The following is an 18841-nucleotide window of genomic DNA, read 5'->3' on the forward strand; positions in this document are numbered from 1 at the left end:
CACCCAGTTGATCACAACAACAAATCTTCCAAGACAATAAAAGCATCCCAATGCTTGAGGTAATAATAATGAAATCCTTTGCTCTAAAATCACATCTGCTTATCCCTGCCTCTATTTTAGCACTCGGCACGCTCACCAGCGCCGGCCTCCAAGCACAAGAGAGTGCCCTAAATATTGGTGCAGTTCCCACTGGCACCGGCTGGTTCTTTGGTATTTCAGAGGGCGCGCGGGTAATTAGTGCCAACACACCATATGAAATTACCGTCCGCGAGACAGGTGGCACGCGTGAAAATGCTATCCGCCTAGGGCGCAATGAACTTGATTTAGCCTTTACTGAAGCCCTAGTAGGCTATGAGCAGTACAATGGTATAGGACGCTTCGAAGACACTCCTAACGAAAATGTGCGTCTTGTCTATTGGATTGCTCCTTCCACAATGCATTGGGCGGTTCGTCAGGATGCTAACATCGATAGCATTGAAGACCTCACGGGGCAGCGTTTTAACCCTAGCAGCATTGGCGGTGGCGGCGAGTATATCACTGAGCTAGTGTTTGATATCTTAGACGTAGAACCTGACTTTCAGCGTATGCGTATTGATGATGCGGCGGAGGGAGTCATCGACGGACGTCTAATCGGTTTCAGCTATAATGGCATTCCCCCCATTCCTGCCTTTACTGAAGTACACTCGTCACGTCCACTGCAGCTGCTTTCGCTTACAGAAGAGCAACTTGAGACAGTCACCGCAGAGCTTCCTTTCCTAGCGCCCTCCATTATCCCTGCAGAGACCTATCGGGGCATGGATGAGGCAACGTCTCTGGGTATCTATATGGGTGTTTCAGCCAATAGCACCTTAGATGACGACATCGTTTACAACATTACTCAAGCATACTGGGAAAACCATGAGCAGGTCGCCGCGTCGTTTGCCCCTGCAGATGGCATGACTCCGCAAGACGTGATTGATAATGCCACGTTCCCGATTCACGCGGGTGCGCTGCGCTATTACCAAGAACTGGGCCTTGATATTCCTGAAGATGTCATTCCTCCCGAAGCACGCTAATACCTGTTTGCACCCGTAGGCGTTTTAAGCGCCTGCGGGTGTTGCAGTCATTACCACCTCATTTTTGACACGCCCGTAGCAGTTGCCTTGCGGTATGGGAGCGTGGGAGCCATCCGATGGACACCCCAGACAGTAATAAAATTGTTGAAAAATATTCGGAAGACTCGGGTAAGCGCCAGCTAACGGGCTTCTGGTTTTTAGTGATGCGGCTAACTGCGGTGGCTATGGCAGTTTTTCACCTTTATGCCGCAATAACAGGGGCAGTGAATACCCAAAATGCTATTCACCTGCTGTTTGCTCTTCCGTTGATTTTTTTGGGCTACTCCTGCCGTGCGAAAGATAACCAACGCTTACCCTGGTTTGACGTTATCCCGGTGGTGCTAGCGGTCGCGGTGAGTGGCTACTACATCATGCAGTTTGATCGTATTATTTATGGCCTCGGCTATCTAATGCCGACCACCTTTGACCTGATTTTTGGCCTATTGGCGATACTGCTTCTTCTTGAAGCCTGCCGCCGCGCCATTGGTCTGGCGTTTCCTATTTTGGTGCTTATCGCCCTCTCCTATGCCTATTTTGGCGATCACTTGCCCGGTGTTTGGGGCCACGGTGGGTTTGGCTGGGCAGACTTAGTCGCTACGTTCTACATGAGCCCGACGGGTATTTACGGCAGCTTGATGCGTACCTCCTCTACAGTGATCGTGGTGTTTATTATGTTTGGCGCGCTGCTGGTAACCACTGGCGGTGGCGACACGTTTATGCGTTTATCTAATTCGGTAACGGGCGGTATGGCCGGTGGCCCTGCTAAAGCCGCCACGCTCTGTAGCGCCCTGTTTGGCAGTATCAGCGGTAGTACCGCTGCTAACGTCGCCACAACCGGTGTGTTCACGATTCCCTTAATGAAGAAAAGTGGCTACAGCCCACGCTTTGCGGCAGCCACGGAAGCCTCTGCTTCCACCGGCGGACAAATTTTGCCGCCTATTATGGGCGCGGCCGCTTTTGTCATGGCCGACGTTATTTCAGTTAGCTACCTGGAGATTATCGGCGCCGCGCTTATTCCTGCGCTGCTTTTCTATCTCGCTATCTGGATGAGTGTTCACTTCGAAGCTAAGCGCCTGGGATTAAACCCAATTCCTAAAGATCAGCGCCCGACGCTACGCGAGGGGCTGTTTAATATTGAAACGCTGCTGCTACCGATTATTGTGCTTATCACCATGCTGGTGCTGCGCTACACCCCAACCACTGCCGCCGTAGCCGCTTATTTCACCGCGCTGCTGATCTATCTCTTCTCCTGGCGTAGCCCAGGTAGCTTTATGGATCGTTTAAAGTCGATTCCTGCTGCCTTGGAAGCGGGTGCCATGACGGCTGCGATGATCGCCGTGATCATCGGTAGCGTTGCGATTATCGCCTCTGTGATCAGCCTTACCGGTCTAGGCCTGAAAGTCTCATCGGTCATTCTTGTGGTTAGTGGTGGCGATGTTTTAGTTACTCTACTGCTGGCGATGGTGGTCGCGATTATTTTAGGCATGGGGCTTCCGACGGTAGCGGCCTATATGCTAGCGGCGTCTGTCGTGGCCGCTGCGTTTATAGAAGCTGGCTTACCTAGCCTCTCGGCACACCTATTTATCCTTTACTTTGCGATTCTTTCTGGGGTGACACCGCCGGTGGCGCTAGCCGCTTATATTGGTGGCGCCATTGCGGGATCACACTGGTTTAAAACCGCACTTACGGCGACAAAAATTTCCCTAGGCGGTTTCTTGATCCCCTTCATGTTCATCTACCACCCGCCCCTGTTAGGCAATGGTACACCGCTTGAAATTGCGCTCGCCGTGGCCTCTGGCGTCATAGGCATTGTGGCACTGGCGGCCTCCACCATCGGCTATTTCCTACGCCCTTGCAGTTGGCTGGAGCGTGGCTTACTGCTCGCGGCGGCACTGATGCTGATCAATGGTCAGGCGATTACCGATGTAGTGGGTATTGCACTTATCTTAGGTCTGTTTGCATGGCAATATCGCTTGAATCGTAATGATAAAACAAGCGTGTCCCTGCCCAGCTAAGGAACCGATTCAATGAAGATTGCTATTCCCGATGATTATCAGGACTGTGTACGCAGCTTAGACGCTTTCAAGCAGTTGGAAGGCCACGAGGTCACGGTGTATAACGACACCCTTACCGACCTGGACGCGCTAAGTGCACAATTCCTTGGGGCCGAAGCGCTGGTGCTTATCCGCGAACGTACGCCTATTACCGCTGCCCTACTTGAACGCTTGCCCAACCTAAAAGTGATCAGCCAAACCGGCGGCGGTGCTGCCCATGTGGATATGGAGGCTTGCCGCCGCCAGGGCGTCACTGTAATGACGGGCACCGGTTCGCCATACGCCGCCGCAGAACTTACCTGGGGATTGGTGCTTTCGGCAATGCGGAACATACCAGCAGAGGTTGAGAACTTGAAAGCGGGCCGCTGGCAGCGCACGCTAGGCACCGGCCTTAAAGGGCGCACGCTGGGTATTTTCGGCTACGGAAAAATCGGCAGCTTAGTGGCCCGCTATGGTCAGGCATTTGAAATGAACGTGTTGGTGTGGGGCCGTGAAGGTACTCGTCAACGTGCTTTGGAGGCCGGTTTTGACGTGGCCGAAAGCCAGGCAGATCTGTTTCAGCGTTCAGATGTACTGAGCCTGCACCTGCGCTTGAACGACGATACCCGTGGCATTGTCAACGCTGGATCACTCGCCCAAATGAAGCCCACATCGTTGTTAGTGAACACCAGCCGCTCTCAGTTAGTAGCCCCTGGAGCACTTGAAGAGGCGCTGAAAGCCGGGCGCCCTGGTCAGGCAGCAGTAGATGTATTCGATACTGAGCCGGTGCTCAAAGACGCGTTGCTGGAATTGCCCAATTTGCTCGCCACTCCCCACCTTGGCTATGTGGAAAAAGATAGCTACGAGCTCTATTTTGGCGATGCTTTTAGCAACCTGCTGGCGTATATCGATGGTCAACCCGTCAACAATTTAGCCCGTTAATTGAGCGCGCTAAAGAGCGTGGCGGCCCCCGCCTCTGTGCCAACTGTGCTAGCCTTATGGGTTAACAGGCAACGCAGAGGCCATTAATGCTCACCATTTCTAGTAATGTCACCCTGGCTGATTGGGAGATTGATATCAGCCAGATTCGCGCCCAAGGTGCGGGCGGCCAGCACGTGAATAAAGTCGCCTCAGCGGTACACCTGCGCTTCGATATTCTGAGCTCCACGCTACCACCGCTGTACAAGGAGCGCTTAATGGCACTGTCGGATCAGCGCATCAGCAAAGAGGGCGTGGTGATTATTAAAGCCCAGAGCCACCGCAAGCTAGAACTGAATAAAGAGGACGCGCTAGCGCGTTTAAAAGAGCTGATACAGAGTGCCGCCAAGCAGCAAAAAGTACGCCGCGCGACCAAACCCACCAAAGGTTCACAGCGCCGCCGCGTCGATCACAAAACCCGCAAGGGGAAAATTAAATCACTGCGCGGCAAGGTGTCGGCCTCTTAATGACTAAAGACGCCACACCCCCCGCTCAGCGCCCTCTTTCGCCCTGCATACAGATCTGTCAGATTGAACCAACAACATCGGTATGCGAAGGCTGCGGCCGCACGCTGGACGAAATTGCGGTTTGGGGTAGCATGACCGAGGTCGAAAAGACCCCGGTATGGGAACGCTTGGTAGCCGAAGGCTATATTTCTAAAGACTATGTTTCTAAAGACTATGTTTCTAAGGGCTATGTTTCTAAAGACCATGTTGCTAAAGAATAGGTTGCCAGAGGCTACGTTTCTAAAGGTAGGGCTTCCGGCCGGTGACGGTCACGCAAGATATGGTGTAGCTCGCCACATGCGACCATCGGGTCATCACAGTTAATAACGATATCCGAGTGGGCCAGTACATAGCTGCGGCCGGTAATGGTGTTTTCCACTACCTGGTAAGCCCCTTCCTGATGGGTGCCAATGAAGGTACCAATAAAGCCGGTCTCCCGCAGTGACACCGTCTCTAACTTGTCACCCAGATTTAGCCGTCCTTCATAGTTCATCAGCGCCAAGCGCGCCGAAGTACCGGTGCCCGTGGTACTGCGGCAAATAACGCCAGGATGGACGTACGTCGTTGAACGTGAACGTATATAGCCCTCCCCTATCTGCTCTTCAGGCCCCATAAAGTGCAAAAATGGCAGCGGCCCCACATCGCCCAGTGTGTAGTGGGAAAAGCCCCGCTGCGCTTTTATCGCTTCGACAATTTTGTAGGCGCACTCCGAAAGCGCACGCTCCTCATCACGGGAAAGCTTAAAGCCCAGCTCAGTGGCGTCGACCAAAGCGTAAAAGCCACCGCTATAGGCGATGGAATAAGTCACCTCACCCAGTCCAGGAACCTGAATCTTGTCGCGATAGGTATCGATATAGCTGGGCAGGCCGCCACAGGTCACTGATTCCACTACGCCGTTATGCACTTTCGCTTCGATCTGTACTAACCCCGCCGGCGCTTCCAACTTAAATCGCTGTATGCCTTCCTGCTTGGGAACAATACCGCTCTCAAGCACCGCTGTGGCAGTACACAGCGTGTTGGAACCGGAATAAATAGGGTACCCCATTACTTCCATAATGATGTAACCCGCCACTGCCTCGGGATGGGTGGCTGGCACTAACAGGTCGACTGACATCTCCGGAATACCGTAGGGCTCTTCAAGCAGCAATCGGCGCAAGCCGTCGGCGTCATCGCGCAGATACTCCATCTGCTCACGTACCGTGGCGCCAGGCAAAATATCAATGCCACCCGTGACGATACGGCTAACATCGCCTCCTGCATGAGTGTCCATTAGCTGGATGGTATGAAGGTTTGGCACTAGCGGTGCTCCTAAACGGCAGTGGAGGAATTCTCAAGGGCGAACGGCGCACCATGGGATGCCCACTGGGCATCGGGGACAAGTACAATTTTACCCAGGTAGTTGCTGCCCCGACTGACAAAATAGCGCTCGGCAGCGTGCAGATCAGAGAGTTTAAAGGCGGCGTGAAGCACCGGCTTTAAGTCACCGCTGCGAATCCACTCGACGAGCTGCTCCGCCTCTTCACGGGTGCCGTGGGAAACGCCAAATATCTGTACTTGATAAAGATAGACGCGGGTCCACATCATTTCGCTAAGGTTGCCACCGCTAGCCCCGGCAATAGAGAGGCGCGGGTAGCTCTTTCGCCCCTGCATATCGACAATCATGGTGTCGATAAACAGGTTGGTCATCTCACCACCGACCAAGTCCATTACCGCATCGATCGGTTTGCCGCCGGTGGTTGCCAGCACCCTCTCTACAAAACTCGGCAGGTCACCACGATCAATCACCGCTTCTGCGCCTAGTGCTTTGAGCGCCTCGGCTTTGTCCAACTGGCTAACTGCGTAAGGGATAGCGCCAACAATACGGCAGAGCTGAATGAGTGCGGTGCCCACGCCACCGCTGGCACCGCTGACCAGCACACGCTCGCCAGCACTCACCTTGGCGGCAGTCATCATATGATAAGCCGTTTGATAAGAGCACATCCCCATCGAGGCCAGTTCAGCGTCATGAAGCTCAGAATTGGGCACGTGATAAAACTGATCCGCAGGCACGGCGATATACTCAGCAAAGCCGCCATCGGCCCCGTGGCCGTAGTAATCTGGAGTTAGATTAATATCACGACGCTCATCAGCGTAAATATTAAAATCCAGCAGTCCTCGCTGACCTATGCGCTCGGCGTCAACGCCGTCGCCGACCGCTACTATGTGGCCAGCGACATCGGCGCCTTGAATACGCGGGAAGGTTAACGTTGGGGTACCACCCATGGCGAAGGAGGTAACATCGCCCTTATCCTTGGTAGGGTACAGCCCTTCACGCGCCTTGCGATCAGTGTTGTTCTTCGCCGTGGCGGTCACCTGCACCAGCACTTCGCCCGCTTTGGGCTGCGGCGTGGCGACATCCTGATGATATTCCAGCTTTTCGATACCGCCATGTCCGGTCAATAGCATGGCAGCCATGGTGGTGGGTACCGTATATGTTGTCTCGGCCATGGAGTGGCTCCTATGTTGGGCTAACGCAATAGATGGGCTACAAACAAGTTAGCTAAAAACAGGGACGCCAATCAGTACTGTGTGCAGATAAAAAGCAAACACCACATACGCTATCAAGCCTACGAGCACGGTAGCAATGGTGGCCATTTTATTAGTGCTAACGGGCGCCGGTGGCGTAAGGCGGTCGCGCTTTTTGGCGGTTTTAAAGGCTAGGATAGCCCAGATAAGAAAGGCCGCAAAAAAGATAATATCACCCAAGCGACCGTTGGCCAGCAGGTGAGCAAACGCCCAGATTTTTACCGCCAGCATCATGGGATGACCAAGCTTGGCCTTAATCGCGTTATGCGGAATGTAGGCCGCCACCAGCATAATGAAGGCAGGCACCATCAGCAGCGCCACCGCATGGCGCATACCCATTGGCGGGTACCAGATATAGATGGGGTCGAGGCGCATCTGGCCAAAACCGTAAATAGCAATGGTCAGGCCAACGATGGATATCGCCGAGTAGGCGACTTTCCAAGTGGTTTCGCCGCGTTGAGCAATCTGCTGCTGACGCCAGTTTTCAGCAAAGATACGTACAGAGTGGCTGCCTAAAAAAATCAGCAGCCCGATAATCATAATCGTCATGGAACAACTCCCGGTGAAAACGCTAGTCGACGGCTTTATGCCTTATAGTCTTGGTCGCTGGAGAGGATGCCACACTCAACCGCTGTCCACCTATGAATGCGTCAACTTTTCGCTCACGGGCTTAAAACCAGTGCTTGCGCTTAAACAGCCAAATCAGTATACCGCCGATCCCCAGCATAGCGCCCCATACAAAAAAGTAGCCGTACTGATAGCGTAGCTCGGGCATATTTTCGAAGTTCATGCCGTAAATTCCGGCAATAAACGTAAGAGGCACAAAAATCGCGGTAATCACCGTGAGCACCCGCATGGTGATATTTAGCTGGTGGGAGGAAATAGAGATATAGCCATCAATTAGGTCACCGCAAATGTCGTAGTACATTTGGGTCAAGGTGTAGAGACGCTCGAAACGATCCGCTACATCGTTGATCGCGTGCAAGGTCTCACTCTCTTCCCGCGGCAAATGCTCATAGTCATAAGCGGTAAGTTCCTGGGTAATCCCCTGATGATAACTAAAGATGCGGCGCATCTTAACCAGCCGGGAACGGTAAGTGATGATCTTGCGCATTAGCATATCATTACCATTTTCCAGCAGTTCGTCTTCAAGATCACTTAACGCCGTTTCAAATTCGAGCAGGCTATCGATATAAAAGCCCGCAGAAATATACATCACCCGCAGTGCGACATGCTCCGGCGAATGGGCCAGAAGGGCTTTGCCGTGCTCGTTGAATAGCCGTTCTATAGAGAGCGCTTGGCCGGGGTGGAGAGTGACCAGAAATCGCTCACCCACAAAGAAACAGACCTGTTGAGGCAGATAGTTTAGCTCGGCATCAAAGGAGGATATGCCGCGGTAAATAATCAAGGTGTGATTATCGAACTCTTCAATTTTTGGCGGATGGCGCTCTTTGTGAGCATCTTGAATCGCCATGGGGTGGAACTCAAACGCCTCTAAAATCGCCCGCTCGCTCTGTTGAGACTCCCCTTCCATATCGATCCAGATATGGCTGCCGGGGGTAGCTTGCCAAACGTCCATCAGGCGTTCATCGCCCTCGTGGGTTTCGCCTTCCGGGGTAGTCAAAATCGTTCGAATCATGGTCGTCCTTGAAGGTTTTCCTGGTGCTTAACAAGTTCTATCAACAGGCTGGGCAATACGCACTTGGGCTTTTCCAGAGCGCTTGGCTTCATACATCGCCACATCGGCGCGCTTTAGCAGTTCGTTGGCGGTCTCGGCGCTGGCGGGTAGATACAAAGCAATCCCAATACTGACGCTGACGTTTAGTGCTGCTTTGCCAGCAGTCATTGGCTCTTGAACTACCTGGATTAATTTGTTGGCCAACTGCTCAATAACCGTAGGCTCACTGCCTTCCAATAGTAAAACAAACTCATCCCCGGCCCAGCGCGCGACATAATCGGTTTCACGGACAGCTTGCACCAACCGTTTAGTAATCACGCGTAGCAGTTCATCACCCATGGCATGGCCATGGGTATCGTTAATCGCTTTAAAACCATCCAGATCCATGAACAGCAAGGCTAAGGGCTGCTGAGTACGTCGAGTGCGCGCCATTGATTCAGGCAATCGTTCATCCAAGGCTCGCCGGTTAGGTAGCTTGGTAAGCACATCTTCACGTGCCTGTTGATCGCGCAGCCGCTCAAGCTGCTGACGCTCGGTAATATCGTGGATAAAAAGGCTTCGCCGCTCGCGCCCATCAATCATTAGCGCCTTAATGCGAATTTCAACCGGTAGTTCCGTATCATCCCGGCGTCGTGCCGTCGATGTAATGGTCATACGGTTATTCCTGGGGGGCAATCCGGTGGGGAAAATCAGCTCCGTTATCGTCCTTGCCAGTGCTTCTTTGCGCGGCCAACCAAACATCACTTCCGCTGCTCGGTTCCAGTCCAAAACCACGCCGTGGGCATCAATGCTGATATAGGCATCATAAGCTGACTCGATGACTAAATTGAGTTCATTGGTACGCCGCTCGATTTGGCACTCCATACTGCGGTGTAATTCATTCAGTTGTTGCTGATATGCCTGGGCATTTTTCTTCTCTAGCACCACCCGCTCACGCAAATGTACTTCCTCTGTCGCTATTGCCGCTAAGTCTTGCAAGGTCGCTAACTCATCCGCACTAACGGCGCGAGGCTTAGTGTCGAGAGCGCAGAGTGACCCCAGTGCGAAGCCTTGCAAAGAGCGTAATGGAATACCCACATAAAAACGGATGCCCTCAGGTGCAGTCACTAAGGGATTTTGGGAGAAACGGGCATCTTGGCTGGCATCCTCAACAACAAAGGGCTCTGAGGACAGAATGGTATAAGCACAGAAAGCCACACCGCGAGATGTCTCTTGAGCCTCAACGCCAATGCTCGACTTAAACCACTGCCGTTGCGCATCTACCAACGTCACCGTCGAGATAGGCACGTTTAGAAGCTTGGTCACCAGCCTCGTGACCCGGTCAAAAGCAGGCTCTTCAGGGGTGTCTAGAAGTGCAAGCTCATAAAGGGCTGCTAGCCGCGCATCTTCGTCAGGTGCTGTGGGGAAGCTCATTGTCTTATTAACCATGAGTTAATTGTTATTCTACTAGCATAACGCGATCAGCCCTTTACTGCTTAAATCTCACTTTTTCTAATTGAAAACGCGAGCAGCACACTCATCAGCGTAGAGGCGATTAACGCCCCAACGAATGGCCCCAAGGTAGGAATACTGCCGGGGAAGCTGGCGGCCACTACCCCGGCGACTAAACTTCCTTGGCTTAACCATCCAGGCAGAATAGCGCCCAATAACCCTGCGACGCCTCCCGCAATGGCCGCAAGCGGCGTCATTCGCCGCCACAAACCTAGCAGTACAGGTACCACAATGGCGGCACACAGCAAGTCGGCAATCAAAAATAGCCGTAGTACTGACAACCCCTGCAAGGCCATCAATACCACCGGAATCATCACCACAACCGTTACCCAACGGGCAGCGACGAGCGACACGCCCTGTTGCTCGCTGCGAGCGACCACCAGCGAAGCAATACCATTTTGCAACGTATCAACACTGGAGGCCACCAAGGTCACCGCCAATACCAAAGCAGGTAGCGTCAACCAAACAGGAGCATCGCTTAGCAGAGCAAAAAACGGCATTGGCGGCTCTCCCAGTTGCACACCACTCATGGCAGCCAACACGCCCAAACCGCCAATCACCATGACGACGACCACCGTCATCGCCCCACCTAACCATGCTCCGCGCCCCAAGCTCTGATCGTCTTGGGCAGCCCACACGCGCTGCCAATAGCCTTGGTGGAAAAGGTTAGCTGCCGTAACTGCGATCACTAATGTTAACGCTACGCTGAGCGCACTGGTAACAGGAATAGAAGGAATCACAGTCTCATGCGGAGTAGTGGGAAGCCGCCATAGGGCCATGCCACCCACCACACACAGCAGTACCAGCAGCAGCCATGCCTGCCAGCGGTCAGTGGCAAGACTGGCACGCAGGCCTCCCGCGGCGGTATACACTAGCGTAGTGAGCGCCACGCCAATAATCACCAGTGCAGGGGGCACATCGGAAAGTAACGCAGTGATTGCACCGATGGCGGTTAGTTCGGCGGCTAAAAAGCACGCCATATAGGCAATGGATACCAGCGTTACCCAGCGTCGTACACCCGCGCCGTAGCACGCCTCAGCAAACTCTGAGATGCTGCGCCCCTCGGGCAGCGCACGGCGAATCTTTGGCCCATACAGCCCTAAAACGATAAATGGCAGCGCAGAGCCAAGGGCATAGCCTGCCAGGGCCAGCGGGCCAACAAAGGCGCCGATTTCAGGAGGCGCAAAGAGAATCCACGCGCCCATGCCAGAGGCAAGGAAGGAGAGCCCCAGGGTAGACGCCGTTTGAGAGTTACGGGCGGTGACATAGTCATCAAGAGGGCCATCCACCCAGCGAGCCCTCAGGCCTAAATAAGCAAAGCAGCACAACGCCGCGCCAAGCACGGCTGACGTCAAATAAAGCATGTCGCGCTTCCTCCGCCGGTACGAACCGGATCAGGTTCCAGGGTCTGCGCAGCGCGCATCTCAGCCCTTTTGAGCAGGGCTCCCCTGGCGACAGTGAATGTAGATACGAGGTTAAGAACTGATTCAGGAACTATTCTCAATCAGAATAACCGCTTAGTAAAGCTTAGGATACCGTGGCCGCATGTTAGCGAGGTACACGCCCCATTAAGTAGAACTCCTCATTGGGCGGTGTGCCCGCCAGGGTGACCAACCGATTCGACAGGCCAAAAAACGCCGCGATGGCGCCTATATCCCAGCAGTCCTCTTGGCTAAAGCCTACTTCCAGTAGGCGGGAGAGCCATTCATCGGTCATTTCACCCACATCGATAGCGCAGTGCATAGCAAAATCGAGCATAACACGGTGGCGCTCGCTAATCGGCGCTACACGATGATTGATCGCTACTTGATCAGCGAGCAGCGGGTCTTTACTGTAAATACGCACCAGGGCACCGTGAGCGACCACACAATATAAGCAGCGGTTGCGTGCACTAGTGGCGACCACAATCATCTCTTTCTCGGCTTTGGTGAGCGTTTCCGATTCGCGCTCCATTAACGCATCGTGATAGGCAAAAAAAGCCCGAAACTCAGCGGGGCGATGGGCCAGCATCAGAAACACATTGGGCACGAAACCCGCTTTCTCCTGAACCGCTAAAATGGTACTGCGAATATCTTCCGGCAGATCATCCAGTGTTTCAGGAACGTTAAAACGACTTAATGATGCAGACATGTTCACCTCTTTATTGTTAAATTTAAATATCTGGTAAAAACGGTTTAGCCGATGGGTAACAAAAAGCTAAATTAAGAGGCTTTTAATCAGCCAACCTGCTCGCCATACTGATGTATCGATCTGTGATAAAAACCGCGCGCTACTCTTAATAAACAGTTCGTTCAAAGGGACACTGTCATGAACCAAAACGAAGCCGAAGCCAAGGAACATACCCCCGGTCGTCTAAATGAGCTGTTTACTGACCCCTATCGAGCATTTGAAAATGATACCGATGAGCGCCAGCTGCACATTCGTATTATGCTGCATATGTTACTTGCACGCCCAATGAAACGGGATCAGATGACCCTTCGTGTTATCCATGGCTGGGAAAACGGCGGCTTTGAGCCTGAAGACTTACAGCATGTCGACTACGCGCTCGGTGGTGTGCCTGATTTTAAGCGCGCGGTGCAGGATTTTGAACAAGCCTCCAAGCACAACACGCCGCTACCTGCCGACAAAAACGCCATCCTTGCCGCCCCACTCGCCGATGCAATTGCAGACGCCAAAGCCGAAGGGCAAGACCTTAACAATGACATTCGCGATACCCCAGCCCGCTGGCCAGCATTTGAGGGCGGTTTAGCCCTGTATACGCTGTTTAAAATGTACCATCGGCTGATTTATGGCGAAGATGACACCTACCGCTGCACTCAGTGCATGACCCCGTTGGGTATGCGCGAAATACACGAATTTCACCTTGAAGAGGGTGAATTCGCCCTACTGGTTCCGCCCGCTGAACACTTCATGGAGGGAGAGTCACTGTTAGTGCTGCATGAAAGCCAGCTCGGCCCCATCGAGCAACTACTCGAAGAAAGCCTACCTTTATTCGATAATTTTTAGCAAGGAAGGCCAGCACCTCCCCCATCAACTGGCCCTGCTTTACGCAGGGCCAGTTTTGTTAATGCAGGAAGCAAGGCTCTTTAACCCAGCGAAATCGTGCTATTGATACCGCTGGAAACATTTTCTGGTTCGAACCAACGTGCAGTAACTGTTTTTGTTTGTGTCCAGAACGCTATAGCCTGCTTACCGTTAGGCCCTAAATCACCCAGTTTTGAAGCTCTTGAACCGGTGAAACTAAAGTAAGCGACCGGTACGGGGATTGGCACGTTAATACCAATTTGACCAACGTCGATATCGGTTTCAAAACGGCGCGCCACCCAACCAGAGTTAGTAAAGATGGAAGTACCGTTGCCGTTGGGGTTGGCATTGATAAAGGCGATCGCCTCATCCAGCGTTTCAACGCTGACCACACACAGCACGGGGCCAAAAATCTCTTCGCGATAAATGGTCATATCGGCGGTAACGTCAGCAAACAGGGTTGGCCCCACAAAGTTACCGTTGGGGTAACCCTCTACCTCAACATTACGCCCATCGACCAACAGTTTGGCACCCTCTTTTTCGCCCGCATCGATTAAACGCAGTACGCGCTCACGGGCGGCCGGTGATACCAGCGGGCCCAGATCCGCATCAAGCTGAGTACCCGGACCTACCTTCATCTCTTTTGCCGCATCGACTATATCGCTCAGCCACTCACGTGCCTCGCCGACCAGCACCACTACCGAGTTAGCCATACAGCGCTGGCCCGCGGCACCAAAGGCTGATCCCAGCAGGTTGTTGATCGCTTGGCTTCGGTTAGCGTCGGGCATCACCACACAGTGATTCTTGGCGCCCATCATCGCCTGCATGCGCTTGCCCGCCGCTGCTGCACGGTTATACAACAGCGACCCCACATGGGTAGAGCCAATGAACGAGAGGGCTTTGATATCCTGATGATCGGCAATTTGGTTAGCTACATCCGGGCCGCCGTGCACTACGTTGAGCACGCCTGCTGGCACACCGGCTTCGTGGGCAAGCTCCACTAGGCGCATAGTGGAACTGGGATCCTGTTCGGAAGGCTTAAGAACAAAGGTATTCCCGGTGGCAATTGCCAACGGGAACATAAAGCAGGGCAGCATAATGGGGAAGTTAAAGGCGGTAATCCCAGCCCCGACCCCCAGCGGTTGGTGCATGGTGTAAACGTCTACCTCGTTGGCAGCGTTTTCGGCTAATTCACCCAGTTGCAGGGAGGTAATCGAGCAGGCGTGCTCCACCACTTCCAAACCGCGACCGACTTCGCCTTCCGCATCAGGCAGGGTTTTACCGTGCTCTTCAGTAATCAAGGCCGCCAGTTCCGCGGTGTTGTCGCGAATCAGTGCCTGTAGCTTAAGCATAATGCGCATACGTTTACCCAGCGGCACTTTGCGCCACTCTTTAAACGCCTCTTTCGAACTGCTGATGGCACGCTCCACTTCGTCAGCGGTACAGAACGGCACCCGAGCCACGACCTCTTGCGTGGCGGGGTTGACCACGTCGCGCCACTCCTGGCTTTGCGACTGCACGGGCTGACCATCGATATACATGGGAATTTCGCGAACGGACATAGCGTTGCTCCTATTTATGATTGTGGTTGTTATGGGTGCGAGTGTTAAAAAAGCTGTTTTTAAAATGCATCGCGGTAAGACAAGTACACAGGGTATAGCAGTAAGTTGACGTTAACGTCAACCAAGTGTCGCATGAGTAAACTAAATCTTCAGCAGGAGGTCAATTAGCCTTTCCATTGTGGTGCCACGCTGGCTATGCTTCGGCCTATCAGAGTGCACGTGTTTAAACACAGGGGATTATCTATGCAGGACTTTCACTGCCGCTGTGGCAATCCGCTGTTCTACGAAAACACCCACTGCCTTGCCTGTCAGTCAGAGGTGGGCTGGTGCCCTGTTTGTAGCAATATTACCGCCATTGAGCCCCTGGATAACGGCGGCTACCGTTGTACCCATCCAGGTTGCGATACGCCGCTAATGAAGTGCCACAACTACGCCGTTGAGAATGTCTGCAACCGAATGGTAGTGATGGAGCGCGGGCATGCAGATGCACTCTGCGACTGCTGCCGTTACAACGAAGTCATACCCGACCTCAATGTAGCAGGCCACCGCGAACGCTGGGCAGCACTTGAAGCAGCAAAACGACGGCTATTTCATACTCTGGATCTACTTAAACTCCCTCACGGCACCAAAGACGACGACATTTCTGTGCCGTTAAGCTTTTCGTTTATGGCTGATGCCCTGCCCGATCAGGGCTTATGGCGCTCTACCGCCAAGCAGGAGAAGGTGTATACCGGCCATGCCTCGGGCCATATCACCATCAACGTTAAAGAGGCCGACGACGTTGAACGCGAGCGCTTACGGGTCGATATGAACGAATCCCACCGTACGCTGATAGGTCATTTCCGCCACGAAATCGGTCACTACTATTGGGATGTGCTGGTTAAGGATCGCGATGAAGAGGCCTGCCGGGCGGTATTTGGCAACCACCACCGGCCAAGCTACGCAGAAGCGTTAGAGCGTTACTACCAACAGGGAGCCCCCGCCGACTGGCCTAACCGTTTCATCTCCGCTTACGCCACCATGCACCCCTGGGAAGATTTTGCCGAAACATTTGCCTATTACCTGGATATGGTCGCCGTACTGGATACCGCGCTGCACATGGGCATTACCCACGTTGAGTACGACGGCAGCCTGGAGAGCATGCTGATTGCCTTTCACCAGGTAGGCATGGCAGTGAATGAGCTCAACCGGGATATGGGTCTGCTCGATTTGGCCCCAGGGGTGCTTGCCCCGGCAGTACGCGAGAAGCTGGCCTACCTGCATCAAATCGTGCAGGCCGCCAGCCCGTTAGAGCGCAATTTCGTTACCGGCTAGTCGTTATCGTTGTCCCCTGCGTGGCTTTGACTTTGGCTCTGACTCTGGGTTTGGGTGACACGGGGCACGCTGTCATCATTCACAAAGTAGGTGGCGCTAAGCGTATCGTGGATGGCGGCAAAGCCGATCTGCAGTTCATCAATAAACAAGTGCAGTTTACTGGGTGAATGGGCTAACGCTTGAATATCGGCATCCACCACATCGGCGCGCACCAGCGAAACGGTGGCCGCCGGACGATCCTGTCTCGGCAGTAGCGTCAGCTCATGGCCCAGTGTCTCCAGGCTGCAGGCAATCGAGCGCGGCAGGTTGGGGTCTTGCAGCAAAAAGCGCAGCACATCGGGGCCACGTACGCGCAAGCGAACCTGCTGACGGTACATTTGGTAGGCGGTGAGTGACTTAAGCACACTCATCCACTGCAGGTTCTCAAACGGCAGCAACTCTTCAGGGTTTTGCGGCAGCAGGCTGGCGGAGCGCACGTCAACAATGCGAGTGGTCATATCGGCCCGCTCTAACTGACGCCCCAGTTCAATGAAAGTGCGCGCAGGGCCATGGCTTAACGTGCCTTCAATCAATCCTGTCAGCGCTTGGCAACCACGAATAACGCTTTTAAGAAAGCTATCGCGACGGCGTGGACTCACGCCGTTTTCGGCATGATCGGCGACGTTCAGATAGAGCTGGTTAACCTCTTCCCAAATCTCCCGGGGCACCACATCCCGGGTGGTTCTCAGGTTTTCACGGGCACTGGCAAGGGCGGAGATAATTGAAATATCATTGTCGGTATCAGCGCATAAAAAGTGCACCACATTACGTTCATCGAAGTCTGTATAACGCTCGGTAAAAGCTTCCAGGCTGCCGGTCATTTCGATAAGCGGCGCCCAGCCGAGCGGCAGACGCCCAGGCAAGTCGAGCATAAGGTGACTGTTGACGCTCAGCAAACGCGCGGTATCTTCAGCACGCTCAATATAGCGCGCCATCCAGTAGAGGTTCTCTGCAACGCGTGACAGCATGGCGTTAGACTCCTTGCACCGCGGCCGCTGCCGCCTTTTCGTCAGTTTCTACAATCCAGGTGTCTTTACTACCGCCACCTTGAGAGGAGTTCACCACCAGCGACCCCTCAATCAATGCCACACGAGTAAGCCCCCCGGTGGTCACATGAATTTCAGGCCCAGAGAGTATGAAGGGGCGTAAATCCACATGCCGTGGCTGTGGTAAACCATTCGCCAGCGTAGGCGTAGTTGATAGTGCCAGGGTGGGCTGCGCCATGTAGTTGCGCGGGTTCGCCTTAATCAAGCGGGCAAACTCTTCCCGGGTCTCCTTCGTTGAGCGCGGGCCAATGAGCATGCCGTAACCGCCCGACTCATTGGCCGGCTTCACTACCAATTCATCCAGGTGATCAAGCACATAGCGTCGGTCGTCCTCGAACATACACAGATAGCTGGGTACGTTGGGCAGCAGCGGCTCCTGGTCGAGATAGTAGCGAATAAGCGCAGGCACGAATGCATAAACGACCTTGTCATCCGCCACGCCAGCACCGGGTGCATTGGCCAGCGCGACTTTTCCCGCCCGCCAGGCCCGCATCAAACCCGCCACTCCCAGCATGGATTCCGGGTTAAACGCTTCCGGGTCGAGGAACTCATCGTCTACGCGGCGGTAAATAACATCGACCCGACGCAATCCTTCCACGGTGCGCATGTAAACCACATTGTCATCATCGACTAGCAGGTCACTCCCCTGCACTAGTTCAACGCCCATTTGCTGGGCAAGGTAAGCGTGCTCAAAGTAGGCAGAGTTGTAGATCCCTGGGGTCAGTACCACTACCTGGGGGTCATCCCCCGGCCTTGGTGACATCGCCGCGAGCATGTCATAAAGCTGCGCGACGTAATCATCAACGGGCAGAATTTTTCCAGAGGCAAACAGCTCCGGCAGTACCCGCTTGGTAACGTTACGGTTTTCCAACATATAGGAGACGCCGGAAGGAATGCGTAAGTTATCTTCCAACACATACAGCGTGCCATCCCCATCGCGCACCAGGTCTGAACCGCACACGTGGGCCCACACGCCGTGGGGGGGATTAATGCCAACACACTGGGGGCGAAAATTAACCGACTGCGCCAGCACCTCGGCGGGCAGCACTTTGTCCTTAATGACTTTTTGGTCGTGGTAGAGGTCATCAATAAATAGATTCAGCGCCTGCACCCGCTGTTTGAGGCCTGCTTCGGTTTTGCGCCACTCACTGGCGGGTATAATTCGCGGCACAATATCAAATGGCCAGGCGCGGTCGATCATTGCGCCTTCAGAGTAAACCGTGAAGGTAATTCCCATGGTGCGAATCGCGATCTCCGCCGCGGTTTTCCGCTCGGCCAACTCCTCGGCGCTAAACCTTGCCAACATGTTGCAGAGTTCACCCGCGGACTCGCGTGGCTGACCGGGTGCGGCCATCAGCTCATCGTAATAGTCACGACACGCATAGTTATTCCAATTCACTTGGCTCATGGGCGCTCTCCTGGCGCTGGGGTGGAAGCGGCAACTTCCTTAATGCTCAGTGTAGGCCTGCCGCGCGCAAAACAATCAAACAATTGACAGCAAAATACGTACC

17 protein-coding genes and 1 riboswitch are annotated in these 18841 nt (G+C 53.8%); of the genes, 7 read left to right on the top strand and 10 right to left on the bottom strand.

The annotated features are described in order from the left end of the window. The first annotated feature begins 68 nt into the window (after window positions 1-68). The 5 genes from ACFIOZ_RS15200 to ACFIOZ_RS15220 all read left to right on the top strand — a co-directional run bounded on the left by ACFIOZ_RS15200 (window position 69) and on the right by ACFIOZ_RS15220 (window position 4832). A complete protein-coding gene (locus tag ACFIOZ_RS15200; protein ID WP_386079330.1) occupies window positions 69-1055 on the top strand; it encodes a TAXI family TRAP transporter solute-binding subunit in 987 nt (328 codons plus the stop codon). Between the two features lie 116 nt (window positions 1056-1171). Then, window positions 1172-3109: a TRAP transporter permease gene (locus tag ACFIOZ_RS15205; protein ID WP_386079333.1), complete on the top strand. Its 1938-nt coding sequence runs from the start codon at window positions 1172-1174 to the stop codon at window positions 3107-3109. 12 nt (window positions 3110-3121) lie between these two features. After that, a complete protein-coding gene (locus ACFIOZ_RS15210) occupies window positions 3122-4069 on the top strand; it encodes a D-2-hydroxyacid dehydrogenase family protein (RefSeq protein ID WP_386079335.1) in 948 nt (315 codons plus the stop codon). An 86-nt stretch (window positions 4070-4155) separates the two neighbouring features. Continuing rightward, on the top strand, window positions 4156-4572 hold the full coding sequence (gene arfB, locus ACFIOZ_RS15215; protein ID WP_386079338.1) for an alternative ribosome rescue aminoacyl-tRNA hydrolase ArfB: 417 nt from the start codon (window positions 4156-4158) through the stop codon (window positions 4570-4572). Then, window positions 4572-4832 carry a DUF1289 domain-containing protein gene (locus ACFIOZ_RS15220; RefSeq protein WP_386079340.1) on the top strand — a complete coding sequence of 87 codons (261 nt, stop codon included), beginning with the start codon at window positions 4572-4574 and terminating at the stop codon, window positions 4830-4832. Before arfB ends, ACFIOZ_RS15220 begins: the two co-directional genes overlap by 1 nt. 11 nt (window positions 4833-4843) lie before the next feature. Here the strand turns inward: ACFIOZ_RS15220 and ACFIOZ_RS15225 are convergent, their stop codons facing one another. The 7 genes from ACFIOZ_RS15225 to ACFIOZ_RS15255 all read right to left on the bottom strand — a co-directional run bounded on the left by ACFIOZ_RS15225 (window position 4844) and on the right by ACFIOZ_RS15255 (window position 12475). Beyond that, complete coding sequence (locus ACFIOZ_RS15225; protein WP_386079343.1) at window positions 4844-5908, bottom strand: proline racemase family protein; 1065 nt, start codon at window positions 5906-5908, stop codon at window positions 4844-4846. Window positions 5909-5919: 11 nt separating this feature from the next. Next, window positions 5920-7098: a zinc-binding dehydrogenase gene (locus tag ACFIOZ_RS15230; protein WP_386079346.1), complete on the bottom strand. Its 1179-nt coding sequence runs from the start codon at window positions 7096-7098 to the stop codon at window positions 5920-5922. Window positions 7099-7146: 48 nt separating this feature from the next. Further along, window positions 7147-7725, bottom strand: a complete 579-nt coding sequence (locus ACFIOZ_RS15235; RefSeq protein WP_386079348.1) for an NnrU family protein — start codon at window positions 7723-7725, stop codon at window positions 7147-7149. 121 nt (window positions 7726-7846) lie between these two features. After that, on the bottom strand, window positions 7847-8815 hold the full coding sequence (locus ACFIOZ_RS15240; RefSeq protein WP_386079351.1) for a magnesium transporter CorA family protein: 969 nt from the start codon (window positions 8813-8815) through the stop codon (window positions 7847-7849). A 27-nt stretch (window positions 8816-8842) separates the two neighbouring features. Further along, window positions 8843-10267 (bottom strand): diguanylate cyclase domain-containing protein, encoded by a 1425-nt coding sequence (locus tag ACFIOZ_RS15245; protein ID WP_386079353.1) that lies wholly within the window; start codon window positions 10265-10267, stop codon window positions 8843-8845. Between the two features lie 62 nt (window positions 10268-10329). Then, the gene (locus tag ACFIOZ_RS15250; protein WP_386079356.1) at window positions 10330-11709 is read right to left on the bottom strand and encodes a sodium:solute symporter; all 1380 of its coding nucleotides are present in this window, start codon (window positions 11707-11709) and stop codon (window positions 10330-10332) included. Then, window positions 11699-11805: riboswitch (TPP riboswitch) on the bottom strand. It overlaps the preceding gene by 11 nt. Window positions 11806-11893: 88 nt before the next feature. Further along, window positions 11894-12475: a peroxidase-related enzyme gene (locus ACFIOZ_RS15255; RefSeq protein ID WP_211595548.1), complete on the bottom strand. Its 582-nt coding sequence runs from the start codon at window positions 12473-12475 to the stop codon at window positions 11894-11896. A 177-nt stretch (window positions 12476-12652) separates the two neighbouring features. On the opposite strand from ACFIOZ_RS15255, the gene ACFIOZ_RS15260 reads away from it, so the two are divergent. Continuing rightward, window positions 12653-13351 (top strand): hypothetical protein, encoded by a 699-nt coding sequence (locus tag ACFIOZ_RS15260; RefSeq protein WP_088699188.1) that lies wholly within the window; start codon window positions 12653-12655, stop codon window positions 13349-13351. 80 nt (window positions 13352-13431) lie between these two features. Here the strand turns inward: ACFIOZ_RS15260 and ACFIOZ_RS15265 are convergent, their stop codons facing one another. Continuing rightward, on the bottom strand, window positions 13432-14931 hold the full coding sequence (locus tag ACFIOZ_RS15265; RefSeq protein WP_386079360.1) for a CoA-acylating methylmalonate-semialdehyde dehydrogenase: 1500 nt from the start codon (window positions 14929-14931) through the stop codon (window positions 13432-13434). Between the two features lie 243 nt (window positions 14932-15174). Between ACFIOZ_RS15265 and ACFIOZ_RS15270 the strand changes: the two genes are divergently transcribed. After that, complete coding sequence (locus tag ACFIOZ_RS15270) at window positions 15175-16245, top strand: zinc-binding metallopeptidase family protein (RefSeq protein ID WP_386079363.1); 1071 nt, start codon at window positions 15175-15177, stop codon at window positions 16243-16245. Here ACFIOZ_RS15270 and ACFIOZ_RS15275 read toward each other — a convergent pair. Both ACFIOZ_RS15275 and ACFIOZ_RS15280 read right to left on the bottom strand, forming a co-directional pair. Then, window positions 16242-17252, bottom strand: coding sequence for an alpha-E domain-containing protein (locus tag ACFIOZ_RS15275; RefSeq protein ID WP_386079366.1), 1011 nt, complete (start codon window positions 17250-17252; stop codon window positions 16242-16244). The genes ACFIOZ_RS15270 and ACFIOZ_RS15275 overlap by 4 nt on opposite strands. Before the next feature lie 4 nt (window positions 17253-17256). Continuing rightward, window positions 17257-18738: a circularly permuted type 2 ATP-grasp protein gene (locus ACFIOZ_RS15280; protein ID WP_088699184.1), complete on the bottom strand. Its 1482-nt coding sequence runs from the start codon at window positions 18736-18738 to the stop codon at window positions 17257-17259. Between the last annotated feature and the right edge of the window lie 103 nt (window positions 18739-18841).

It is taken from the genome of Vreelandella sp. F11, from assembly GCF_042466685.1.
Lineage (GTDB): Bacteria > Pseudomonadota > Gammaproteobacteria > Pseudomonadales > Halomonadaceae > Vreelandella.